Origin of the sequence: Streptomyces sp. NPDC060000 (assembly GCF_042737375.1) — a bacterium.
Classification (GTDB): domain Bacteria; phylum Actinomycetota; class Actinomycetes; order Streptomycetales; family Streptomycetaceae; genus Streptomyces.
The window spans coordinates 68,112-93,049 of record NZ_JBHWUU010000004.1 but is presented as its reverse complement, the minus strand read 5'-3'; the positions used below and the strand labels follow the sequence as shown (position 1 = coordinate 93,049).

Here is a 24,938-nt window from a genome sequence, read left to right as displayed (position 1 = left end):
AGACACCACATTCGAGGGTTCTACCCGCGTGGAACGATTGAAAGGTACATGGCATGACTGACCGTTGAACATCAAACGCAGGCAATAACGTGAGCGAAAACGTCAACACGCGGGCAGGCGACGTATCGGGACCGTCGGCCGACGGCCGACGACCATCGCTGCGGCCAGGTGCGTCCGGGTGCGGCCGGAGCGGCTTCGGGCCGCGGGCGCCGTACCGCGGCGGTGACCGCCGGCAGGCCGACTCCGGCGGCAGTCACGCACGCAGTGGCGTCGCACCGCGCCTCCGCGCCCGGGCGAGCCCGCACCCGGACGCGCCCACGGCCCGCTCCCTCCAGCGTGCCCGGTCCCTGGCGTGCCCGCCCCCGGCGAGCCCACGTCCCCGCTCCCCTGCTCCCCCGGCGTGCCCGCCCCGCGCTTCGGGACCTCGGCGCGCCCCCCGGCGCCGGTCCTACCGCGCGTAGACGTACGGCGTCGTGGTGCTCAGTGGTGCGAAGCCCAGGCGTTCCAGGATGGGGCGGCTCTGGTCGGAGGCGTCGACATGGAGGTAGCGGTAGCCGCGGTCGGCGGCGATGCGGGCGCGGTGGGCGATCAGCGCGCGGTAGACGCCCCGGCCACGCCACGCCTCGACGGTGCCGCCGCCCCACAGGCCCGCGAACCTCGCGCCCGGGATGAGCTCCATCCGCGCCGAGCTCACCGGCTCGTCCCCGGCCATCGCGACGAGGGCCACGATCGCGTCCGGGTCGGCGGAGAGACGGGCTCGCATCAGGTCCCGCAGCCAGGAGCCGTCGCGGCCGAAGGCCTTCTCGTTCGCCTCGACCATGAGTTCCACGCCCGCCCGGTCGGTGACGGGGACGATACGGACGCCCTCGGGCGGTTCGGCGTCGACCAGCTGGTCAGCGGTCTCGCCGATCATCAGGGTCTCCTCGGGGTCGGCCGTGAAGCCGGCCGCCGTGAGCCGTCGGCCGAGGTCGACCGGGCGGTCGTGACCGTACAGCTTCCATTCGAACTCGTGGCCGAGACGGGTGAAGTGGGCGACCTGTTCCGCGATCACCGCGTCGGCGTCGGTGGAATCCAGGTCCGACCAGAGCACACCGCTCCAGCCGCCCTCGCCGCCGACATGGCGGACCACGCCCCCGGTGCGTTCGACGCGTGCGTCGGAGCTCTCGGGGCGCGCGCCTTCGCGCATGTCCCGGTCGTACAGGGCGAGTACCGCGGCATGATCCATGCCCTCACTCCAGCATCCGCGCCCGGTCCCCACAACGGGTTTACCGGCTCGGCGACACGTGGGGCGCGCCGGTGCCGTCCGCGCGTACCGCCGCCAGGTACGCGCGGGAGCACTGCCGTGGACGGCGCTGCCGCTGGTGGCACTGGCTGCCCTCACCGCGGTCACGCTGGGCGGCCGGCACGCCTTTCAGGCGGCCCAGCGCGACCGGGCTCAGGCCGGGCAGCGAGGGCCGGCTCACCTCGATCGCCGAACCCACGGGCACCGTCCTGGCCAAGCCGCGGACACCGTCCCGGCCAAGCCACGGACACCGTCCCGGCCAAGCCACGGACACCGTCACCGGCACGCCGCGCCGAAAGAGCTTCCATCAGGCACGGTCACTGAGGAGACCCGGGCCGGCTGTCGCAGGCCCCCCGTCTGTCGCCCGCTGCGGCCGAGGGGCCTGCACGCCGTCCTTGGTGCGGGGCGGGGCTCAGCGCTCCGTGCGTGGGCGGAACCGGCGCTGGAGAGCCACTCCGCCGAGCAGCAGGGCCGCGCTGCCCGCGAGGGCGGGCAAGGTGGCGTCGGATCCCGTGTGGGCGAGTGAGCCCACGGCCTGGGGCGCCGAGCTCCGGGATCCGAGGCCGGGCGCCTGCGGGACGGCCCGCGGGTCCGGGTCCGGGTCCGCGTGCTGGTGCTGCGAGGGCGGGTTGTGCCGGACCGGCGGCTGCGGCGCGGGATCGTCGGGCCGCACCGGCTCCTCGCCGGAAGCGTTGACGGACTTGTTGCCGACCGCCGGGTTCGCGATGCCGACGACGTTCACGCTGTTGCCGCTGACGTTGACCGGGAGGTGGACCGGCAGCTGGACGCCGTTGCCGGAGACCACGCCCGGCGAGTCCTGCGCGGCGCCCCGCGCGGTGGCGCCGCCGTCGGACGACGCACCGTGCGGCCCGGATGCCGCGGCCCCGCCCTCGTTGGCGCAGGTGTTGCCCGCGGCGGGATTCAGCACGCCGACCACGTTCACCGTGTTCCCGCACAGGTTCACCGGGAGGTGCACCGGCAGCTGGACACCGTTGCCGGAGATCAGTCCGGGCGAGCCTGCCGCGGAGCCGTTCGCCGCGGAGTCGGCGTGTGCGGGCAGTGTCACAGCCATCGCGCCGGAGAGTGCGGCGACGGCCAACACACCGGTTCGGGTAACCCGTCTCATGGGTCCCTGCCTTCCAGACATGGATCACGGGCACTCGCCCGCACCTGGTAGAACGCCGGCGAACCGAGCGGGTTATGCCTCAGCGTTCTTTCACCCCCTTGGGGGTCCCCCACCGGGTCCTCTCCTCGAACTGGTGTCGAACCCGTCGCATGGGCGCCGCACGGCACGCGGCCACGGCCCGTGAACGGGGGTGGGGTGGTGCCCCGGCCGCCCGGAGGCGGGTCGCCGGCAGGCCGCCTATCGTGAGCGAGGGCGCCGTTCCCGGACCGCTGCCGGCGTCCCTGGAGGCACTGATGCTGGCCAAGCTGACGACGCGGCCCGGGCTGCGACGCTGCGCGCTCGCCGCGACCGCCGCACTGACCCTGGTGGGCGCGGGCCTGCCGACGGCGACCGCGAACCGCCAAGCCGACGGAGGCGACCGTCCCGACCTGTCCCGGTTCTACGGACAGAAGGTCGCGTGGTCGGCCTGCGAGGGCGATGCCATGCCCAAGGATCTCCAGTGCGCCGAGCTGACCGTCCCCCTCGACTACGGCCGCCCCAAGGCCGGCACGCTCGGACTCGCGCTGGCCCGCTACCGGGCCACGGGCGAGAAGCGCGGCTCGGTGGTGCTCAACTTCGGTGGCCCAGGGGGTGCCGGTGTCCCTGAACTCGCCTATGACGGTAAGGAGTTCATGGAGCTGACCGACGGCTACGACGTGGTCGCCTTCGATCCCCGGGGCGTCGGCCGCTCCTCCCCCGTCAGCTGTGGGGACGGCGAGGACGGCGGGCTGACCACTCTGGACGACGGCTCGGCCCTCGCCGATCCGCAGGGGCTCCTCACCCGTCTGAAGCAGGTCGCCGCCGACTGCGCCGAGCACTCCGGACCGGTCCTGCCGCACATCGGCACCGTCGACTCGGCACGGGACCTGGACGTGATGCGCGCGGCGCTCGGCGACCGGAAGCTCAACTACCTGGGGTTCTCCTACGGCACCCGGCTCGGCGCGGTCTACGCCGCCCAGTTCCCCGACAAGGCGGGCCGGCTGGTCCTCGACGGTGTCGACACGCTGACCGAGCCGCTCACCGAGCAGGGCATAGCGGGTGCCCGGGGGCAGCAGGTGGCGCTGGACGACTTCGTCGGCTGGTGCGCGAAGGACATCGCCTGTCCGTTCGGTCAGGATCCGCGTGTGGCCCGCGAGGGGGTCGTCCGGCTCGTGCGCTCGCTCGACGAGGATCCGGTGCCGACGGACTTCGGTGGTGACTTCTCCGGTCAGGACCTCGTCGGAGCCCTGGGGCAGGGGCTGTACAGCCGGGAGCTGTGGCCCCTGCTGGAGCGGGCGCTGGCACAGCTCGTCGAGAGCGGTGACGCCGGCGGGGTCCTGGGGTTCGCGGCCGGCGGCTCCGCTCTCCCGCTGCCGCTCCCGCTGCGGGCGGCGGGCCGCGCCGACCCCTCGCCAGGGGCGCTGGTCGACGAGGAGGACGTCCCCCTCGACAACCTGCCCGCGGCGCTGATGGCGATCAACTGTGCCGACGACCCCGACCGCCCCACGGCCGCGCGGGTCACGGCGGACCTCGGACGGCTGCGGGCCGCGTACGACAAGGCCTCGCCGGTCTTCGGTCAGTACCGGCTCGCCGAGGTCCTGATGTGCTACGGCCGCCCCAGGGGCACCGACTTCATCCGCGACCAGGTGAAGGACCTGGACGCCCCGAAGATGCTGCTGGTCGGCACGCGGGGCGACCCGGCGACGCCGTACCGCTGGACCGAGGAGACGGCGAAGCGCCTCGGCTCCCCGGCCGTGGTGCTCGACAACAAGGGCGACGGCCACACCGGGTACGGGTCGTCCAAGTGCGTGCACCGCAAGGTCGACGACTTCCTGCTGTACGGCACCCTCCCGCCCAGCGGCAGCTCCTGCGGGCCCGACGAGGACGACGACTGAGTGCGCCGGTTTCTGCCGCTGCTGCTCGTGTGGGTCCTCGCGGCCGGGGCGGCGGTCGCCTCGTTCGTCGTGTCCCCCCGGTGGTGGCTCGCGGCCGGACCGATGCTGGCGGCGGCCTGCCTGGGCGGCCGGGACCTGCTCCAGCGACGCCGCCCCGTACTGCGCAACCACCCGCTGGCCGGGCGTCTGCGGTATCCGACGCAGAAGGTACGGGTGCGTTCCGAAGGCGCCGACGCGCGGCAACCGTTCGGTGACGGCGGGGGCACGTACGGCGGGTACCGCACGTACGAGTGGCTGGTGCCGTCGCTGCGGCCGGTCGAGGCGGCCGGGGAGCCGCCGCTGGTGCGGGTGGGCGGGCCGGACTGCTCCCAGCCCTGTGACATGGCGCTGCTGAACGTGTCCGCGATGAGCTTCGGGGCACTGTCGTCACGCGCGGTCCTGGCCCTCAACCGGGGTGCGGCGCTGGGGCGCTTCGCGCAGGACACCGGGGAGGGCGGGCTGTCCGAGCACCATCTGCGCGGTGGGGGCGACCTCGTATGGGAGATCGGGACGGGGTACTTCGGCTGCCGCGGTGCCGACGGCGGTTTCGACGCGCGGGAGTTCGCGGACAAGGCGGCGCTGCCCGAGGTGAGGTGCGTGTCGTTGAAGCTGTCCCAGGGGGCGGCCCCGGGCAGCGGCGGGGTGCTGCCCGGGGTGAAGGTGAGCGCCGAGGTCGCGCGGGAGCGGAAGGTACCGGTGGGCGAGACGGTCGTGTCGCCGCCCTTGCACCGGGTGTTCTCGACGCCGCGTGAACTGGTGCTGTTCCTGGCCCGGCTGCGTGAGCTCGCGGGCGGCAAGCCGACCGGGTTCAAGCTGTGCGTCGGGTCGCGTCAGGAGTTCCTCGCGGTGTGCAGGGCGATGGTGGCGGAGGGGGTGGCCCCGGACTTCGTGGTGGTGGACGGATCGGAGGGCGGCACGGGCGCCGCGCCGTCGGGCCTCGCCGGGAGCCTGGGCATGCCCCTCACCGAGGGGTTGATCACCGTGCACAACGCGCTGGTCGGTGTCGGGCTGCGGGACCGGGTCCGGATCGGGGCGAGCGGCCGGGTGGCCACGGGCTCGGACATCGTCAGGCGGCTCGCGCAGGGCGCCGACTACACCAACGCGGCCCGCTCGATGATGCGCGCCCTGGGCTGTGTCGGCGCCGGGCGGTGCCACACCGGCGCCTGTCCGGCGGGCGTCGCGACACAGGACCCGCTCCGGGCCCGTGCCCTCAACGTGGCCGACGGGGCCCGGCGGGTCCGGCGCCATCAGGAGGAGACGGTCCGCGACGCCGTGCGGATCATGGCGGCGATGGGCGTCCGCGAGCCTGCCGAGCTCACGCCCGGGCAGCTGGTCCGGCGGACGGGCGCGGGCACGGTGCGCTCGTACGCGGAGCTGTACGAGTGGCTGGCACCGGGAGAGCTGCTCGCCGGGCCGCCGCCGTCCTGGGAGACGGACTGGAAGGCGGCGGACCCGGACAGCTTCCGTTGACGCGTACGTCGCGGACGGCGCGGACGCGCGGATGACGCGGACGCGCGGATGACGCGGACGAATAGGCGGACGGCTATACGGACTTGACGCTCACGAACGCGTCGATCGCCGCCGTCAGCTCGGCCGGCTTCTCGACGGGCAGTTCGTGGCCCGCGTCGAGAATGCGGACGGTGGCGTCCGGATAGGCCTTGGCCATGCGCAGCATCTGCTTCACCGGCAGCTGGATGTCGTGATAGCCGTGGATCATCAGGGTCGGGGTCCGGATCTCCCCGACCCGGTCCAGGACGTCGAAGGCACGCATGGCGCCGTACAGCGTCATCACGACCTCGCGCGGGGTGTCCGCGGACGCCTTGACGTACGCGCGGATCTCCTCGCGGGGGTAGCCGGGGGCGAAGGCGCGCTGGATGTTGGTGGCGACGAACAGCTTGAAGGGGACCAGGGTGGAGACGCCCATCAGCAGGCCCCGGCCCCGGCTGTAGGTCATCCGGCCGATGGAGTTCACCAGCACCATGCGCTCCACCCGCTCCGGGTGGGACAGGGCGACGGTCTGCGAGATCATCCCGCCCATCGAGTGGCCGACCAGCACGAACCGCTCGATCTCCAGGTGGTCGAGGAGGGCGAGCAGGTCTTCCGCCAGCTCCTCGACCGTCTTCACGCCCGCGCCCGTGCTCTCGCCGTGCCCGCGCAGGTCGAACCGGATCACCCGGCGCTGCTGGGCGAAGTGCGCCACCTGGTGGTCCCAGCGGTGCCGGTTCGCCGTCCAGCCGTGCACGAACACCAGGGGCACGCCGTCGCCGTCGTGCGGGCCCTCGTCGTCGTACGTCAGTGCTGCGCCGGCGACTTCGAGCTGCGGCATGGTGCCTCCTGCGGTGCGGTCCTGGTTACTGACGCGTACGGTAACCGGCCGCCGGGGGTGCCGTCACCGTCGTTCGCCCAGGAATTCGAGGATGTGTCCGAAGACGTCGAGAGCGGCGCCCCGGCCGAGGAAGGTGTCGAGGTGGCCGTAGCCCGGTATCTCGGTGTACCGGACGTCCAGCTGGGGCTGCCGGTGGGCGAGGACGTCGTGGCAGAGCCGCTGGGAGTCCAGCCACAGTCCGTTCTCGCTGCCGGCCAGCAGCAGGACGGGTGTGTCGATGCGGGCGGCCGCGTCGAGGGCGTTCGGCGGCAGGGCACGGTAGCGCCGGTCGGTCTCGTGCCAGCGGACCACGCTGCGGGCGAGCTCGATGCGGCGCAGGTGGGGCAGGATCCACAGCGGCGCGGGGCCGAGCAGCTCGGCGAGCCGGTCGTGGGTGGCCTCGCTGAGGTTCTCGTGGACGAACAGCGAGGCACCGGTCCCCCAGGCCGAGTTGTGCAGGATCTGGCAGGTGGGGTCCGGGCAGCCGGCTCTGCGCGAGGCCAGGGCGAACAGGGGCGTGTACTTGGACCACAGGCCGACCTTGCGGAAGTCGACCGGGATGTGGTCGATCCGGGTCTTCAGCAACTCCCCGGCCACGGACATCCGCAGGGAGGTCCGCCCCGCCAGCTTCGGCGTCAGGAAGACGCCTTGGGACACGACTCCGGCCAGCCCGGGCACGAGTCCGGCCGTCATGCTCAGCGAGAGGGTGAGGGAACCGATGCAGTGCGCCACGACGAACAGGGGCCGGTCGCCGATGGCTTGGCGGATGTGGGAGACGGCGGCCGGGATGTCGTACAGCGCCACGTCGTCGTACGTGTACCGCTGCCCGGTCTCGTTGTAGGGCAGCCGGCAACTGCCGCGCCAGTCCAGGAGCCAGGGCTCGTAGCCGTCGTCGAGGAGCGAGTCGACGAGGTTGCGGGTCTCGGGGAGCAGGAACATGTCGGCGGACGCGGTGTGACCGTGCAGGAGCAGCACGGCCGGGCGGCCGGTGTCGCCGGTGTCGATCCGGGTCAGGCCGAGGCGGACACCGTCGGGCGCGCGGAAGGGGATCTCCTCGACGCGGGCCGGGTCGAGGCGGTGGCGCAGCGGGCGCAGGGCGGTGGTGGTCCGCACCCTGCGGAGCGCCGGCCTGGTGGTGGGGGTCGTCCTGAAGATCATCGGTGCTGCTCCGTGAGGTTCGGGGTGCGGCGCAGGTCGAGCAGGTCCGCGGCGGCCCGGGCGAAGGGGCCGAGCAGTCCGCGGCCCATCTCCAGGCCGAACCAGGCGAGCCAGGTCAGCTTGGCGGCGCGCTTCTCCTGGCTGGTGAGGTGCGGGGCGACCTTGATGCCGTCGATCTGGTCACGCACGTAGGAGTCGGCCGGGACGACCACTTCGCCGGCGAGAGTCGCCGGCTCCCCCTCGCGGCCGGCCTCGATCGTGAGCGCGCGGGTCTGGTGCCAGAGGTCGCGGCGGGCACGCGCGTGCTTGCGGCCCTCCAGCCACCAGAGTTCGCCGTCGGCGTCCCGCAACTGGAGTCGGTAGCGCAGGAGTTGGTGCTTGAGGCCGTGATGGCGCGGGATGCCCTCGTCGGGGCGGACCCAGACGTCGCCGTGTACGACGGCGAGGGGCCGGGCGTGGATCGCCGGGCAGGTGACCTCACCGGTGACGTCCACCCGGCGCTCCTTCACGAGCTGGTACATGCTCGCGATGGAGAGGGTCAGGGACATCGAACAGGGGGTGTCGTCCGTGCCGCCGTCGAGGGCGCGGACGCTGCCCTCGGTGCTCTCGGCGAACCACAGGTACGGCTGGTCGTCCTTGTCGGGCAGCCGGCCGAGACCGTCGCCGGCGAGCCTCTCGAACGTCCTCAGCTGGGCCTGGGCGTCGTAGCGCGCGGCGGGCGGCAGGCCGAGGGCCTCGACCAGGGCGTCGGTGCGTTCCGCGACCGCGGCCGGGCCCTTGAGGGTGGCCTCGCACAGCTTCAGGGCGGTGGGGCTCTGCAACACCCTGGAGAGGAAGCCGAGTTCGGGGACGGGCTCGGCCTCCAGGCGGGCCAGGGTGTCGGCGCGCCATTCGTCCCAGTCCTGCACCCGGACGTGCATGCCGCCGAACGCCATGTCCCGGACGACGTCGTCGAGGGTGTTGGGGACGCCGGTCAGGTTGTAGTCGAAGCCCCAGGCGTCCGGTTCGCAGACCACGGCGGCGGCGACGCGGCTGACCCAGTCGACCGGGGCCACGTTGAGGTAGCGGAACGCCGGTACGGTACGGAAGCGGCCGAAGGCCGAGATCAGGCCGCTGCTGAGGTCCTGCGGGTTGTAGGCCCCGGTTCTGCTGTGGCCGCCGATCCCGCCGGGACGCAGGGCGGAGACGACCAGACCGTGGTCGCGGGCGCGGCGCAGGGCGGCCTCGGCGGCCCACTTGGACTGGTCGTAGCCCGCGACGAGCCGGTCCACGTGGGCGAAGGGGTCGTCCTCGCCCATGGAGGCGATGCCGACCTCGTTGAACACCGCGATCGAGGAGATGTGGTGCAGCGGCTTGGGCCGGCCGGTGGCGGCGAGTTCGGCGAGGGTGAGGGTGCCGAGGACGTTGCCGGTCCGCAGGGACTGGTAGCCGCGCAGGAAGTCCACCGCCGCCGCCACGCCCACGATGCTGTCCAGTTCCCGGGCGAGGGTGTGCCACAGCTCGTCGGACAGGCCGAGACGGGGGCGGCGCAGATCGCCGGGCAGGACGGTGACCCTGCGGCGGATCTCGGAGTTCCAGGGCAGCCGGTAGTTGCGCAACTGCTCGCCGAGCCGGGCGGTCGCCGCCTCCTCGTCCGCCGCGCGCACCAGGCAGTAGACGTGCGCGTCGCTGTGCCGCAGCAGATCCAGCAGCAGATGGCCGCCGAGGAAGCCGGTCGCGCCGGTGAGCAGGATCCGGCGGGGCGGCAGCGGCTCGGGCGAGCGGATGAAGGGGAGCCGGTCGGCGAGGGCCAGGTCGGCCAGGATCTGGTCGAGGTCCTCCTGGCGGGCGCGGGAGTGCGGGCCGTCGTCGAAGGCGGGGAAGTCGGGCAGCGGGACGGTGGTGACCGGCTGTGAGAGGCCGGGGGCCGGGACGGCGAGCGCGCTCGGCGCGGGGGCGGGTCGGGTGCCCGCGGCGGAGAGCGGGAGAGCCGCTGCTCCAGGGGGCGGGAGGGCGCCCGTGACGGTGGGCGCGGTGGTGCTCGGGGACGGCGGGGCGGCGGGCACCTCACTGGTCACCGCGCCGGCCGCGGCATCGGTCGGGAGGCCGGCGGCCGCCAGCCAGCGGCGGGCCAGGCTGATCGGGCGCGCGTCGGCGAACACGTCGTCCAGGCTCAGTTCCACGCCCAGGTCGCGCTCCAGCTCCGCCGCGAGCTCCACGGCGTGCACGGAGCCGCCCCCGGCGTCGAAGAAGTCGGCGTCCAGGGCCAGATGCCCCTGCGGCAGGTAGCGTCCGGCCGCGGTGGCGATGGCGGCGGCCAGCCCGTCCACGTCGGGGACGGGAGCCGCCTCCCCGGCCGGAGCGGCGGGTTCGGCCGAGGAGGCGGGCACGGCCGAGGAGGCCGGTACAGCCGACGGGGCAGGTACAGCCGACGGGGCAGGCACGGCCGATGGGACGGATGCGACAGAAGCCGCAGGTACTGCCGTACCAGTAGGCACCGCCGAATCGGCAGGCACCGCCGTATGAGTAGGTACCGCCGAATCGGCGGATACGGCCGATGCGGCCTGCGCCGCCGTCGGTTCGGTGGTGGCGACCATGGCCAGCAGGTCGGTCACACTGAGCCCGTCGCCGCCGCCCCCCTCGATCGACTCTGCGGTCGCCCGCAGGCCGGCGTTCGCCGCCGCGTCCTCGTTCATGTCACGCATGGGAGCCCTTCACGGTGTGCACGGTCCTTGTCGTCACTGCTGCTGCCAGGAGCGGAACGCCCGTAGGTGTTCCGGCGTGGCCACGGTCTCCAGAAGCTCGTCGTCCTGCTCTCCGCCGCCGAGGGCTGCCACGATCCGCCGGGCCGGCGCGTTGCGCGGGGTGCGCTCCGCCGTCAACCTGACCTTCCCGCAGCCGAGTTCGTCGGCACGGTCGGCGAGCCACGCCAGCAGGCGTTCCTCCACCCCTCGCCCGAGCGCCCGGCAGCTCATCAGCCAGGCCAGAACGTCGAGTTGGTCGCCCTCGGCGCGGACGGCGAGCAGGCCGATCTGGCCGTAGTCGCCGAAGCGGTCCCTGGCCGCCGCGGTCCACACCTCGCCCCGCAGTCGCCACCGGTCGAGATCACCGCCGTCGGCCGAGCGCGCGCGGAGGGTGAACTGATTGGTGCGGCGCACCAGTTGTTCGGCGCGCTGTACGTCGTCCTCGCCGAGGGCACGGATGTCGACCTCGAGTTCCAGCTGGTCGAGGAAGTCCTCGAAGCCGGCCTGTTCACGGACTGCGTCCCGCTCCCGTTCCTGGGCGTAGTGCCGGGCCCGCAACGCGTCCTCCGCAGTTGCCGCGGCCGGGATCAGCGGCCACAACCGGTGCAGGAACGCGTCCAGTTCAGGCTCCGGTGGGCAGGTCACCGCCAGGACCTGGGGCAGCGCCGACCGCATCTTGCCGATCTCGGCCGGGTTGTCGTCGAGGAACAGGAAGCTGTCCACGCCGAGGTTGAGTGTGCGGGCGGCCTCCGTCAGCCTGGCGGGCTTCGGTCCCCAGGCGGCGGACAGGACGCTGAAGTGCTCGGGCTTCAGCAGGCTGTCGGGCCGGTCGAGGACGGCCCGCACTGTCTCCTCGTCGTTGTTGCTGACGAGGGCAAGCAGGGCTCCGGCCTCGCGCCACTGCAGCAGTTTGCGCGCCAGGAGGGCCCGGGGGCCGGAGAGGTCCACGGCTTCGGGGCCGGTCTCCCCCGCCACTCCGCCCCACAGGGTCTCGTCGCCGTCGACCGCGATCACCTTGGGCGCGGGCCGCAGCACCGCCCTGACCACCTCGGCGAGGGACAGCGCCACCGCCGCCTGGAACTGCGGGGTGAAGGGGAGGTGGGCGAGCCGCTCGGTGCGCTCGTCGAACCGTTCCTCGACGGCGTGCCGGAGCGTCCAGTGGCCGGTGTCGAGCACCGCGATGCCGGGCAGTCCGGTGAGCTCGGCGGCGAGTTCGCGCTCCCACTCCGCGAGCCGTCCGTCGTCGTGGGAGGACGGACGTGCGGAGGGCAGGAAGCCGACGATCAGCGGCTTGCGGGTCCGCTCGACGACGGCCCGCAGTGCGGCCGGGTACTCCTTCCGCAGTTCGGCGAGGAGCGCGTCGCCCACCGGGCCGAACCGTTCCAGGTCCCGCGCCCGCAGCAGCACCACGCCCACCGCCGTGGCGGGGTCGGCGAAGACTCCGGAGGGGTCGCGCAGCGCGGCGAGCACGTGGTGGTAGGGGGCCTCGACGACTGCGGGAGCACCGTCTCCGAGGGCCGCCCGGCACATCAGCGGGAGGTTGCCGAGGGCGAAGGTGGCGGCGAGGGCGAGGGCCCGGCCGGGAGCGGCAGCCGGCGATGGATCCACCGAGTCCGCAGCCGTCGGCGCGGGCGCCGTCACGGCCACGGCAGCCGTCGGCGCGGGCGCCGTCCCGTCCTGAGCCGTCGTGGCCGACGTCGGCGCGGGAGCCTCCGCATCCGGCGTGGTCCGCACGGCACCTGTCGTGGCCACGGCGGGCGTCGCGGCCCGGGCCGTACGTACCGGGGCCGTCGTGTCGTTCGCCGCCTCTTCCAGCAGCCGCAGGAACTCCTCGCCCAGCGCGGCCGTGTCCGCCGCGTCCAGGATGTCGAGGTTGTGGTCGAGACGGATGCGGCCCGCGTCGGGCGTCATGGTGATCATCAGGTCGAGGTCGGTGTACCCCGTCCCGGCGGGCAGCACCTCGAGCCGGCCGAGGCGGCTGCCGTAGCGGACGTAGTTGAAGTAGACCTCCACCAGTGGGGCGTTGGCCCGGGGCAGGTCCTGGCGGGCCAGGGTGGCGAGGACGTCCGAGAACATGGCGCCCTTCGCCAGGAGCCGTCGCAGCCGCCCGTCGGTGCGGCGCAGCACGTCCGCGACCGGCTCGGCCGGCCGGGCCTCGGCCGGGAACGGCACCGGTACGCCGAAGAAGCCCACCGCGTCGAAGGCGTCGGCATGGATCCGGGTGTCCACCGGCACGGCGAGCACGAACCGTTCCCTCTCGCGCCTGCGGGCCAGCAGGACGGTCAGGGTGCCGAGACAGAAGGCGGCGGGGGTGACGGCGAGGCCGCTCGCGGCCGTCGTCACCCGGTCCATGAGGCCGTCGGGGATGGTCACGGTGACGCTGCCTGCCCGGTAGGACCGCTCGGCGGGCCGCGGGCCGGACAGGGTGAGGTCGAGGCGTTCGCTGCCCTCGAAGGCCGCACGCCACTCGGCCGTGGCCATGCCGTCACCCGCCGTGGCCCCGTTCTCGCCCGCCGTCGCCCGCGCCTCGCCCGTCCGCTGGGCCTCGATCAGGAGGTGGATGTCCCGGTTGCTGACGTCGGCGCCGAGCGGGGCGCCGGACAGCTCGGCGTCGATCTCGCCGGCGACGAGCAGCAGGGACTGCAGGTCGCTGACCGCGTGATGCGCACCGAAGACCAGGATCTGGCCGCCCGCCCCGTCGAGCAACCGGAACCGCCACAGCGGCGCACTCGCCAGGTCGAACGGCGGTTCCAGCAGCGCCCGGAGCTGTTCGGCCGCGTCCGGCTCGGCGTGCACGGTCGTCCAGCGCAGCGGTGGCTCGGCCAACTCCCGGACGACGCTGAGCTGTCGTCCGTCGGCGCTCGTGACGACGGCCGTGCGCAGGGCCGCGTGCCGTGCCGCGAGCCGGGTGACGATGCCGGTCAGGGTCTCCCGGGTGGTGGGCGTGGTGAGGCGCACCGCGAGGCCGACGGCGTGGGCCGCCTGCGGCATGCCCGGCGGGGCGCTGCGCAGAAGGCGGACGACGTCCCGGGTGACGGGCCGCAGTTCGGTCTGCGGCACCTCTTCCGCGGGGGTGACCTCCTGCGCCGGCACCGGTCGTTCGGGCAGGGCCCCGGCCAGTGTCCTGGCCAGTCCCCGGATGTCCGCGGCGGCGAACACCTCCGCGGTGGGCAGTTCGACGCCCAGCTCGCGGGCGAAGGCGTTGCGCAGCCGTACCAGCATGAGGGAGTCCAGGCCCAGTTCCTTCAGCGCGGTGCTCGCGGTGTCGTCCACGATGCCACCGGACACCGCATCGATCCGGGCCCGCACATAGGCCTCGAGCCAGGTGGCGCGGTCCTCGTCGGTGGTCGCCGCGAACACCTTCTTCACCAGGCCGTCCGCGTCGCCCGGGCCGGTGGGGGCGGTGACGAGGTCGGCCAGGATCGGGCGGGCGCGGGCCAGGTCCGGGGCGAGGGCGAGCATCTCCCGGTCCAGCGCGAGGGGGGCCAATTGCCGGCGCGAGGAGGTCAGCACACGGTCGAACAGCTCCCCGCCTTCCTGCGGGGAGAAGGCGACCAGCCCGGAGCGGCCGGTCTCGGCGGCCCGGGTGCCGGACTCGGCGACCATGCCCACGCCCGACCAGGCGCCCCAGTCGAGGCTCAGTGCCCGTCGGCCGGTGCGGGAGAGGTGGTGGGCCCAGGCGTCGAGGAAGGCGTTGGCCGCCGAGTAGGGGCTCTGTCCGGCCGAGCCGAGCAGTCCGGCGGCCGAGGCGAACAGCACCAGGTTCCCCGCCTCCGGGGCCAGTTCGGTGAGCAGGGCGGTGCCCAGCACCTTGGGGGCGAGGACGCGCAGGACGCGTTCGTCGGTCAGGTTCGCGACGGTGGCGTCGTCGAGGACACCGGCCGCGTGCACGATCCCGGCGAGCGGCCCGGCCTCCCGTCGTACGGCGTCCAGGGCGGCCTTGAGTCCGTCGCGGTCGGCGACGTCGGCGCGGGCGAGGTGCACGGTGACTCCGCGCTCCTCCAGCCCCCGGATCCAGTGTGCCGTGTCCTGGTCGGGCGTGCCGCGGCTCAGCAGGGCGAGACTGCGGACACCTCGGCGGACCAGCCGCTCGGCGACGACCCGGCCGAGGCCGCCCAGACCGCCGGTGATCAGGTGGACTCCGTCGAGGGTGAGGTCACCCGCGTCGTCCGGGCGGGTGCGGGCCAGGCGCGGGACGAGCCGGCCCGGCTCGCGCAGGGCGACGAGCCGTTCGTCGTCGGCGTGCCGCAGCTGTGTCCAGAGCCGGTCCGCGCCGCCCACGGCCGGGAGATCCACCAGGGTGAGCGACAGCTCGGGGTGTTCCTGCGCCACCGCGAGACCGAAGCCCCAGGCGAGCGCCTGCTGCGGATGGACGACCTGCTCGCTGTCACCGGCGGCCTGCGTGCCCCGGACGACGGTGAACAGGCGCGGGGCGCGCCCGCGTGGCCGGTCGGCGAGCGCGCGCACCAGGTGCAGCGTGCTCAGGCAGCCGAGCCGGGCCGCCTCCTCGGCGGTGGACGCGTCCACGACCGCCGGCGCGTCGAGCGCGGTGAGCTGCACGATCCGCGCGGGCAGGGCGTCGGGGTAGGCCTCGTCGAGCAGACGCGCCAGGTGCCGGGGGTCGGCGGGGTCGAGGACGTAGCGGCCAGGCCCCTCGAGCGCGAACTCGGCGCCCCGGCGGGCGATGACGAACGGCTCGCCGGACGAGCCCAGGCGGGCGGCGAGATCGCTGCCCGTCCCGGTCGCGTCGGCGAGGACCAGCCAGCCGCCCTCGGCCGGCGGCTCCTGCGCGTCCGGGCGTGGCTGCCAGCGGGTCTCGAAGAGGGCGCCGTCCAGCGGTGAGAGAGCGGCGAGACGGAACTCCTCGGCCTCCAGCACGAGTTGTTCGTCCTCGTCCCACAGTCGCAGGTCGAGGGTGGCGGTGTCCCCGTCCACCGAGCGCAGTTCGCAGGTCGCCCACACGGGCGCGGTGCGTCGGCCGGTGTGGCGGATCCGGCCGAATCCGGCGGGCACGAACGCCCGTCCCTCGGGGGCGTCGCCGGGCAGTGCGGCCGTGTGGAAGGCCGCGTCGAGGACGGCGGGGTGGAGGAGGTGTCCGGCGGCGGGCCGCTCGGCGAGCCGGGCGATCGCGGCGGTGCCGGTGCGATGGCCCGATTCCAGGTTGCGGAAGGCGGGTCCGTAGTCGATGCCGAGGCCGGCCAACCGGTCATACACGGGAGCCAGTTCGACGTTCTCCGTGCAGCTCTCGCGTATCTCGTCCAGGGTCACGGCGGCGGCGGGTGCGTCGGCCACGACCCGGCCGTCGGCGTGCTGCTCCCAGTTCCGGTCGCCGGCGGCCGCCGAAGCGATGGTGAACTCCCGCGTGCCGTCCTCGGCGGGCCGCAGCACGAGCTGCAGCCGTACGGGCCTGTCCTCGGCGAGGCGCAGCGGCCTGACGAACCGCACGTCCGCCAGTCGCACCTCGCCTCCGTTCGACGAGGCGGCCGCCGCCTCCAGGGCCATGTCGAGGAAGGCGGCGCCGGGCAGCCAGACCTCGCCGGTCACCCGGTGGTCGGTGAGGTAGGTGAACCGGCTGTCGCGCAGGTCGAGTTCGCTCTGGAAGAGGTGCCGGCCGGGTTCGTCACTGGCCTCGACATGGGTGCCGAGCAGCGGGGAGGCGCCGGGCGCGCCGGCCGGTGCGGGGGCGAGCCAGTGCCGTTCGCGGGTGAAGGCGTAGGTGGGCAGGTCCAGGCGGCGGCCCTGGGGGAAGAGCGCCGTCCAGTCCGGTTCGTGCCCGGCCGTGTACAGCGCGCCGACCTGGCGCAGCAGCGCGCCGTGTCCGCCCTGCTGGCGGCGGAGCGAGCCGACACCCACGGCGTCGATGCCGGCCTCGGCCGCCACGGACTCGATGGCGGCGGTGAGCGACGGGTGCGGGCTGAGCTCGACGAAGTAGCGGTAGCCGTCGTCCAGCATGCGGGCGATGGTGTCCGCGAAGCGGACCGGCTGTCGGAGGTTGGCGTACCAGTACGCGGCGTCCAGCCGGTCTCCGGGTACCGGTTCGGCCAGGACGGCCGAGTACAGCGGGGTGTCGGTCCGCGCGCCCCGGACACCGGAGAGGTGGTCCAGCAGTTCTTCGCGCAGCGGTTCCATGAGCGGGCTGTGCGAGGCGAACGGCGTGGAGAGCGTCCGGACGGTGACGCCGCGCTCCTCAAGCTCCGCGCGCAGTTCGGCGAGCGCCTCGGCGACGCCGGAGACCGCGGTGGAGCGTGCGCTGTTGAGCGCTCCGACGAACAGCCGCCCCTCGTACGGCAGAAGCAGCTTCTCGACCTCCGGGTGCGGGAGTTCGACGGCGATCATGCCGCCGTGGCCGACGAGCGGGACGACCGCGCCGGCGCGTCCGGTCACCACGGTCACGGCCTCGTCGAGCGTGAGGGCGCCCGCGCTGTACGCCGCGGCGATCTCACCGAGGCTGTGTCCGACGACGGCGTCCGGGGTCACCCCGAGGGCGCGCCAGGCGGCGGCGAGGGAGGCGTTGACGGCGAACAGGACGGGCTGGAGGTACTCGGTGCGTCCCAGCGGCGAGAACTCCTCCGGTGCGCGCAGCACGTTGAGCACGGACCAGCCGACGTGGCGCTGGATCGCCTCGTCGATGCGGGTCAGCTCCTCGCGGAAGGCCGCCGAGTCGTTCATCGCCTCCAGGCCCATGCCCGCCCATTGGCCGCCGTGTCCGGCGAAGACGAAGGCGACCTTGCCGGTCCGCTCCTCGCGGGGCCCGGCCAGCGGCGCCCGGCCGGCCGCCAACGCACGCAGCACGGTGCGCAGTTCGTGCCCGTCGCCCGCGACGACGGCCGTGCGCCGCTCGAAGTGGCTGCGGTGCCGGGCCAGGGTGTGGGCGAGGTCGGGCAGTGCCGTGTCCTCGGTGACGTACGCGGCGAGCCGCGCCGCCTGCCCCCGCAGGGCGGCCTCGCTGCGCCCGGAGAGCACGAACAGCCGCTTTCCCGGGTCGGCTTCGGCGTCGTCCGGGAGATGTGTCGGCAGCACCGCTTCCGGGGCTTCCTCGACGATGACGTGCGCGTTGGTCCCACTGATGCCGAAGGCGCTGACCCCGGCGCGCCGCACCCGGTCGCCGGTCACCGTCCACGGCCGCGCCTCCTGGAGCAGCCGCAGTCCGCTGTCCTCCCAGTCGACATGCCGGCTGGGGGTGCGCGCGTGCAGGGTGGCGGGGAGGGTCCGGTGACGCAGCGACTGCACGACCTTGATCAGGCCGGCGACGCCCGAAGCGGCCTGTGCGTGACCGATGTTGGACTTGAGGGAACCGAGGTACAACGGCCGGCCCTGCGGCCGTTCGGCGCCGAAAACCCCGGAGAGCGCGTTGGCCTCGATGGGGTCGCCGAGCGTGGTGCCGGTGCCGTGCGCCTCGACGTAGTCGATGTCGGCGGGCGCGAGCCCGGACAGCTCCAGGGCGCGGCGCAGCACCAGCTCCTGCGCCGGCCCGTTCGGTGCGGACAGGCCCTGGCTGCGGCCGTCCTGGTTGACGGCGGTGCCGCGCAGCACGGCGAGCACCTCGTCACCGTCGCGTCGGGCGTCGCCCAGCCGCTTCAGTACGAGCATGCCGGCGCCCTCGGCCCAGATCGCGCCGTCGGCGTCGTCGGAGAAGGACCGGCAGCGTCCGGTGGCGGAGAGGCCGCGCAGGCGGCTGAACTCCACGAACGTCTGCGGGGTGACCATCAGGGTGACACCGCCGGCGAGCGCGAGGTCGCACTCGCCAGACCTGAGGGCCTGGGCCGCGAGATGGGTGGCGACCAGGGACGACGAGCAGGCCGTGTCGACGGTCAGCGCGGGCCCGTGCAGGCCGAGCGCGTAGGCGAGCCGTCCGGAGGCCACGCTCAGCGCGGAGCCGGTGCCGACGTACCCGTCGAGCTGGTCCAGGCGCGAGCCCGACAGATAGTCGCTGCCGAACATGCCGACGTAGACGCCGGTGGTGCTCCCGGCGAGGGCGGCGGGCACGATGCCGGCGCGCTCCAGGGCCTCCCAGGTCGTCTCCAGGAGCAGCCGCTGCTGCGGGTCCATGGCGGCGGCCTCCTTCGGGGTGATGCCGAAGAAGCCCGCGTCGAAGGACTCGATGTCGTCGAGGAAGCCGCCGTCCCGGGCGTACGACTTGCCGGGGGCGTCCGGGTCGGGGTCGTAGAGGGAGTCCACGTCCCAGCGTCCCGCCGGGAAGGGGCCGACGGCGTCCCGGCCGTCCTCGACCAGCCGCCAGAGGGCGTCGGGGTCGTTCACCCCGCCGGGCAGCCGGCAGGCCATGGCCACGATCGCGATCGGCTCGTCGGTCGCCACGGCGGTCGCGGCGCGGGCCGGGCGCGGGTCGGCCGTCCGCCCGGGTGCTCCGCCGAGCACGCCGGCGAGCAGGTGGGTGGTGAGCCGGGCCGGGGTCGGGTGGTCGAACAGAAGGGTGGCGGGGAGCTTGGTGGCGAGCCGGACGCTGATGCGGTTGCGCAGTTCGACCGCCGTCACCGAGTCCATGCCGAGTTCGCGCAGCGGCTGGTCGGGGCGGACCGCCTCCGCCGAGCGCAGGCCGAGGGCGCGGGAGGCCTCCTCGCGGACCAGGGCGAGGACCCGTGCGGCGCGTTCGCCCTCGGGCAGCGCGGCCAGCCGGTCGGCGAGTCCACCGCCCGGTCCGGCGGCGGACCGGGGTGCGGGCAGCAGGGCGCGCCACAGAGCGGCCCCGGCCACGGTCTCCCGCAGACGCGGCAGGTCGAGGACCCAGGCGACCAGGTGGGGCGTGCCGCGCCCCAGGGCGAGTTCGACCAGGTCGCGGCCCTGTTCGGGAGTGAGGGCTCGGTGGCCGAGGCGGGCCATGCGTCCGAGGTCGGCGTGCTCGGCGGCCAGGCCTTCGCCCGCCCAGGCACCGAAGGAGACCGAGACGCCGGGCAGGCCCTGGGCGCGCCGGTGGTGGGCGAGCTGGTCGAGGAAGACGTTGGCGGCCGCGTAGTTGCCCTGGCCCGCGTTGCCGAGGACGCCGGCGGCCGAGGAGACCAGCAGGAACATCTCCAGGGGCAGACCGGCGGTGAGCCGGTGCAGGTGGGCGGCGCCGTCGACCTTGGGGCCGAGGACCCGGGCGAGGCGCTCGGGGGTCAGTTCGGCGATCACCCCGTCGTCGAGGAGCCCGGCGCAGTGCACGACACCGCGCAGCGGCACCTCCTCCCCCACACCCGCGAGGAGACCGGCCAGCGCGACCGGATCCGTGACGTCGCACGCCGCGACCTCGGCCTCGGCGCCGAGTTCGGCCAGTTCGGCGACGGCCGAGGCGGCGCGCGGGTCGGCAGAACCCTGACGGGACGTCAGGAGCAGCCGGGAAACACCTCGTTCGGCGAGCAGTCGTGCGAGGTGCAGACCGACCGCGCCCAGTCCACCGGTGATCAGGACGGTGCCGTCGACCGGCACGGCACGGCCGTCCGCCGGGCGGGCACGGATCAGCCGGGGAGCCAGCAGTTCGCCCCCGCGGTGGGCGAGTTCGGGCTCGTCGGCGTGCGCCGCGGCGGCGATCAGGGCGTCGTCCGCGCCTGCGGAATCCTCGAGATCCAGCAGGCTCAGCCCGAGGTCCGGGTGTTCGGAGCGGGCACTGCGGGCCAGGCCCCAGAGCACGGACTGGGCGAGGTTCGGTACAACGTCCCCGTCACCGGCCGCGATCGCGCCACGGGTCACCCACACGGTCCGGGCCGGCGCCCGGCCCGGCGGGAGGGCGATCAGCGCCTGCAGTTCGGCGAGGGCGACAGCGGCCGACTCCTGAGCCGCCGCGGCCGGTTCGGCGGAGGCATCGGGTCGCGGCCAGAACCGTACGGCGACGTCGGCGCCCGAGTCGCTCACCCTGATCCCGGCCGCCCGCAACCCGGGCAGCGCCTCCGGAGCACCGACGACCGTCCACTCCCCGGGGCCCGACTCCACCGGATCGACGGCCGTCCACGCCACCTCGTACAGATGCCGGGCGTTACCCGAGCCGCTGCTCAGGTCCGCGGGGGTCGCGACGCGCAGCCGCACACCCTCCAGGCGGCCCGCCGGGAAACCGTCGGTGTCCCACAGGGTGACGTCGAGGGTGAGGTCGGTGGCCGTGGCTCCGGTCCGGCGGACGACGGCGGTGAGGTCCGTGGCGCCACCGGGCGGCAGGACGCAGCGGCCCACCGCGACCGGCAGCAGCACCCGGCCGTCGGCGGCGTCGAACGCGGCGGCCACGTGCAGCGCGGCGTCCAGCAGTGCCGGGTGGACCGGGTACGGGTCGGCGACGTCCCGGGCCGCGGTGGGCAGCGACAGCCGGGCGACCAGCTCGCCGTCGCCGGTGCGCACGGCCTCGCGTACGCCGCGGAAGGCGGGCCCGTACCCGAGGCCGAGGCCGGTCAGCCGGTCATAGGTCTCCGGGGTCCAGGCGGGGGTGACGCCCTCCGGCCACACCGGAGGCCGGTCCGCCGGCTGCGGGACGGCGGGGTCGGCCGAGGCGGTGGCGTGCAGGGTCCAGCCCGTGGTCTCCTGGCCGCGCGGCCGGCTGTGCACGGAGACCTCCGCGCCGGGCCCCTCGACGACGACCTCGACGGAGACCTCGACCGTGCCGGCGGCGGGCAGCGTGAGGGGAGCCAGGAGGAGCAGGCCGGTCAGGTCGCAGGGCTCGTCGGGCCGGGCCGTCGTGAGGGCCGCGCGGCAGAGTTCGAGCAGGGTGGTGCCCGAGACGACGGTCCGCCCGAACACGGCGTGGTCGGGCAGCCACTCGGCGGTGGCCGGGGACCACTCGCCCCGGAAGGTCCAGTGGGACGCGTCGGCCGACTGGAGCTGGATGCCGAGCAACGGGTGGGCCGCGCGGTCGAAGAGCCCCGCGTGGCCGCTCGCCGCCTCGGGCTCGATCCAGTACCGCTGGGTGTCCCAGGCGTACGTCGGCAGTTGCACGGCGGCCGTGCCGGGGACCGGACGGCGCCAGTCGATCCGCCGCCCGTGGACGTGGAGTTCGGCGGCCGCACGGTCCAGGCAGGCGGGCCCGTCCACGTCCCGGCGCAGGGAGCCGACGACGACGAGGTCCTCGTCGATGGTGCGCAGGGCGGTCAACAGGGAGGGGTGCGGGCTGAGTTCGACGAAGAAGTGGTGGCCGTCGGCCACCATGCGCTCGACGGTGGGCGCGAAGCGGACCGGTTCGCGCAGGTTGGCGTACCAGTAGTCCGCTTCCAGCTCCTCGGTGACGGGGCCGCCGCTGACCGTGGAGTACCAGGCGACGGAGGCCGGGTAGGTGGTCACGCCGTCCAGTTCGTCGAGTATCTCCGCGCGGACCGGTTCCACCTGGGCGCTGTGGGAGGCGTAGTCGACGTCGAGACGGCGCACGAACACCTGCTCGCGTTCCAGGTCCTCGAGCAGGCCGAGCAGGGGCTCCGTCTCGCCCGCGACGACCGTGGAGCGGTCGCTGTTGACGGCGGCCACGGACACCCGTCCGCCGAGGCCGGCGAGTCGCTCCTCCACCTCGGAGTGGGGCAGGGCGACCACGGCCATGGTGCCGGCGCCGGACAGCGCGGTCAGTGCCCGGCTGCGCAGCGCGACCACGGCGGCGGCGTCGCTGAGGCTGAGGGCTCCGGCGACGCAGGCCGCGGCGACCTCGCCCTGGCTGTGCCCGATCACCGCGTCCGGGCGGATCCCGCGGGCCCGCCACACGGCCGCCAGGGACACCATCACGGCGAACAGGACGGGCTGGACGACGTCCACGCGGTCCAGGGACGGGCTGCCCGCGTCCCCGCGCAGCACGGCCGCGACCGACCACCCGGTGAAGGGGCGCAACGCGCCGTCGCAGCGGTCGAGTTCGTCCGCGAACACCGGGTCGGCGGCAAGCAGGTCGCGGGCCATGCCGGTCCACTGGGCGCCCTGCCCGGGGAAGACGAAGGCCACTTTCCCGGCCGGGAGGGTCTGCCCGGGCCCGGCGGTGCGGTCGGGGTCGGGCCGGCCGTCGGCCAACGCGCGCAGTGCGGCGACGAGTTCGTCACGGTCGCCCGCCTGGACGACGGCCCGGTGCTCGAAGTGGGTGCGGTGGTGCGCGAGGGTCGCCGCGACGGCGGACAGGGACGACTCCGGCCGGTCACCCACGGCTCGGGCGAGACGCGCGGCCTGCCCCCGCAGGGCGGGAAGGCTGCGCGCCGACAGGGGGAAACAGATCTGCCCCGACGGCTCCCCACCGGCCGGGTTGCCGTCGGCCGACCCACCGTCGGGCATGTCCCCACCGGCCAGCCCACCGTCCAACTGACCGCCGGCCCGCAGGCCCCCACCGGCCAGGCCACCGTCGGCGGACAGGCCTTCGGCGGGAAGCTCACCGCTCGCCACAGCGTCGACGGCAACCCCGCCATGGGGTACGCCCTCGACGGGCAGAGCGTCCGCCGACAACTCAGCCCCGGGCAGGGCTCCGGCGGGCAGGCCGTCAACGAGAAGCTCACCGTCGGGCAGAGCATCGGCGCGAAGCCCACCATCGGGCAGGCCCTCGGCCGGCAGCCCACCCTCGGGCAGCGCCTCGGCAGAAAGCTCACCGCTCGCCACAGCGCCGACGGCAACCCCGCCATGGGGTACGCCCTCGGCGGGCAGAGCGTCCGCGGACAACTCAGCCCCGGGCAGGGCTCCGGCGGGCAGCTCGGCGTCGGCCGATCCGCCGGCCGGCTGGGTGTCGTCCCGGGGTGCCTCCTCCAGCACCACATGGGCGTTGGTGCCGCTGATGCCGAACGCGCTCACGCCCGCTCGCCGCACCCGGTCGGCGCGGCGCGGCCACGCCTCGGCCGTGCCCTGGACGCGCAGGCCGCCGCCGTCCCAGGCGATCTGCTCGGTCGGCGGGTGCGCGTGCAGGGAGGCCGGCATGCGCTCGTGGCCGAGGGCCAGCACCGTCTTGATGACGCCGGCGACTCCCGCCGCCGCCTGGCTGTGCCCGATGTTCGACTTCAGGGAGCCGACGCCCAGAGGGCGGTCGGCTGGGCGGCCGGGGCCGAAGACGGCCGCCAGCGCGTTGCCCTCGATCGGGTCGCCGAGCCGGGTGCCGGTGCCGTGGGCCTCGACATGGTCGATGTCCTGCGGACGGAGCCCGGCTGCGTCCAGAGCGGCCCGCAGCACCCGCTCCTGCGCGGGCCCGTTGGGGGCGCTGAGGCCCTGGCTGCGGCCGTCCTGGTTGAGGGCCGAGCCCTTCACGACGGCGAGGACGTGGTCGCCGTCCCGGCGTGCGTCGGCGAGCCTCTTCAGCAGGACCAGGCCACAGCCCTCGGCCCAGACCACGCCGTCCGCGTCGGCGGAGAAGGGGCTGCACCGCCCGGACGGCGACAGTCCGCGCAGCCTGCTGAACTCGACGTGGCCGCGCGGAGTCACCAGCAGTGTCGCGCCGCCCGCGAGGGCGAGGTCGCACTCGCCGGCCGCGAGCGCCCGGGCCGCCAGGTGCAGGGCCACCAGGGAGGAGGAGCACGCGGTGTCGACGGTGACCGCCGGCCCCTGGAGGCCGAGGGTGTAGGCGATGCGTCCGGAGGCCACGCTGGAGGCGGAGCCGGTGCCGACGTGCCCGTCGAGCTGCCCGAGTGAGGCGGCGGCCAGATATCCGCTGTCGTACAGGCCGACGTAGACACCCGTGTTGCTGCCGCTCAGCGTGTCGGGGACGATCCCGGCGCGCTCGAACGTCTCCCAGGTGGTCTGCAGCAGGAGCCGCTGCTGCGGGTCCATGGCGGCGGCCTCGCGCGGGGAGATCCCGAAGAAGGGCGCGTCGAAGCGGTCGATGCCGTCGAGGAAGCCGCCACGGAGGGTGTATGCCTTCCCGCTGGCCTCCGGGTCGGGGTCGAGCAGTCCCTGGGTGTCCCAACGGCCCGCCGGCACCTCGGATATGACGTCCTGTTCGGCGTCCAGCAGCCGCCACAGCGCCTCGGGGTCGTCGGCGCCGCCCGGGAAGCGACAGGCCATGGAGATGATGGCGATGTCGCCGCCGGAACGCGCGGACTCACCCCGTAACGACGGCTGTTCGGCGGAGAGTTGCGGCTCCTCCTCGAAGAGGGCCTCGGCGAGCGCGGCGATCGTGGGGTGGTTGAAGACGAGGGAGGGCTCGAGGGTACGGCCCATCAGCTCGGCGAGGTCGCTGCCGAGGGTCACCAACTGGCGTGATCCAAGGCCGAATTCCGCGATCGGACGATGCGGGTCGACGCTCAGCGGGTCGAGACCTGCCGTGTCGGCCACGGCCGCGGCCAGCCAGGCGCGTACGGCTTCGGGGGTCGTCACGGACGGTTCGGTGCTCTGGTGATGAGACGCGTTCGCAGGCATCTGGAAGGGAATCCTCGTGAACTGGGTGCGCGGCGGAGTCCGTACGTCATGGGACGCG

At 74.3% G+C, this 24,938-nt stretch carries 9 protein-coding genes; 2 read left to right on the top strand and 7 right to left on the bottom strand.

The window, feature by feature from the left end; translation table 11 throughout:
* Positions 1-448: 448 nt before the first annotated feature.
* The 3 genes from ACFWBB_RS04015 to ACFWBB_RS04005 form a co-directional block, all read right to left on the bottom strand.
* Positions 449-1,225 (bottom strand): GNAT family N-acetyltransferase, encoded by a 777-nt coding sequence (locus ACFWBB_RS04015; protein ID WP_385266604.1) that lies wholly within the window; start codon positions 1,223-1,225, stop codon positions 449-451.
* 40 nt (positions 1,226-1,265) lie between these two features.
* Positions 1,266-1,481 carry a hypothetical protein gene (locus ACFWBB_RS04010; protein WP_385266601.1) on the bottom strand — a complete coding sequence of 72 codons (216 nt, stop codon included), beginning with the start codon at positions 1,479-1,481 and terminating at the stop codon, positions 1,266-1,268.
* Between the two features lie 213 nt (positions 1,482-1,694).
* Complete coding sequence (locus tag ACFWBB_RS04005) at positions 1,695-2,354, bottom strand: chaplin (protein ID WP_385266598.1); 660 nt, start codon at positions 2,352-2,354, stop codon at positions 1,695-1,697.
* Positions 2,355-2,701: 347 nt separating this feature from the next.
* Here ACFWBB_RS04005 and ACFWBB_RS04000 point away from each other — a divergent pair, with 347 nt between their 5' ends.
* Together ACFWBB_RS04000 and ACFWBB_RS03995 are read left to right on the top strand one after the other, a co-directional pair.
* The gene (locus tag ACFWBB_RS04000; RefSeq protein ID WP_385266807.1) at positions 2,702-4,321 is read left to right on the top strand and encodes an alpha/beta hydrolase; all 1,620 of its coding nucleotides are present in this window, start codon (positions 2,702-2,704) and stop codon (positions 4,319-4,321) included.
* The gene (locus ACFWBB_RS03995; RefSeq protein ID WP_385266597.1) at positions 4,322-5,830 is read left to right on the top strand and encodes a glutamate synthase-related protein; all 1,509 of its coding nucleotides are present in this window, start codon (positions 4,322-4,324) and stop codon (positions 5,828-5,830) included.
* Between the two features lie 73 nt (positions 5,831-5,903).
* Here ACFWBB_RS03995 and ACFWBB_RS03990 read toward each other — a convergent pair whose 3' ends face one another.
* The 4 genes from ACFWBB_RS03990 to ACFWBB_RS03975 form a co-directional block, all read right to left on the bottom strand.
* Positions 5,904-6,686, bottom strand: coding sequence for an alpha/beta fold hydrolase (locus ACFWBB_RS03990; RefSeq protein ID WP_385266594.1), 783 nt, complete (start codon positions 6,684-6,686; stop codon positions 5,904-5,906).
* Between the two features lie 63 nt (positions 6,687-6,749).
* A complete protein-coding gene (locus ACFWBB_RS03985) occupies positions 6,750-7,883 on the bottom strand; it encodes an alpha/beta hydrolase (RefSeq protein WP_385266591.1) in 1,134 nt (377 codons plus the stop codon).
* Positions 7,880-10,567: a thioester reductase domain-containing protein gene (locus ACFWBB_RS03980; protein WP_385266589.1), complete on the bottom strand. Its 2,688-nt coding sequence runs from the start codon at positions 10,565-10,567 to the stop codon at positions 7,880-7,882. Before ACFWBB_RS03980 ends, ACFWBB_RS03985 begins: the two co-directional genes overlap by 4 nt.
* A gap of 33 nt (positions 10,568-10,600) precedes the next feature.
* Complete coding sequence (locus tag ACFWBB_RS03975) at positions 10,601-24,880, bottom strand: SDR family NAD(P)-dependent oxidoreductase (RefSeq protein WP_385266587.1); 14,280 nt, start codon at positions 24,878-24,880, stop codon at positions 10,601-10,603.
* Between the last annotated feature and the right edge of the window lie 58 nt (positions 24,881-24,938).

What these genes read in the sequence shown, in the direction of transcription:
- ACFWBB_RS04015 (WP_385266604.1), bottom strand. Translation starts at nt 1,225, where the DNA reads ATGGATCATGCCGCGGTACTCGCCCTGTACGACCGGGACATGCGCGAA.
- ACFWBB_RS04005 (WP_385266598.1), bottom strand. Translation starts at nt 2,354, where the DNA reads ATGGCTGTGACACTGCCCGCACACGCCGACTCCGCGGCGAACGGCTCC.
- ACFWBB_RS04000 (WP_385266807.1), top strand. Translation starts at nt 2,702, where the DNA reads ATGCTGGCCAAGCTGACGACGCGGCCCGGGCTGCGACGCTGCGCGCTC.
- ACFWBB_RS03990 (WP_385266594.1), bottom strand. Translation starts at nt 6,686, where the DNA reads ATGCCGCAGCTCGAAGTCGCCGGCGCAGCACTGACGTACGACGACGAG.
- ACFWBB_RS03985 (WP_385266591.1), bottom strand. Translation starts at nt 7,883, where the DNA reads ATGATCTTCAGGACGACCCCCACCACCAGGCCGGCGCTCCGCAGGGTG.
- ACFWBB_RS03980 (WP_385266589.1), bottom strand. Translation starts at nt 10,567, where the DNA reads ATGCGTGACATGAACGAGGACGCGGCGGCGAACGCCGGCCTGCGGGCG.
- ACFWBB_RS03975 (WP_385266587.1), bottom strand. Translation starts at nt 24,880, where the DNA reads ATGCCTGCGAACGCGTCTCATCACCAGAGCACCGAACCGTCCGTGACG.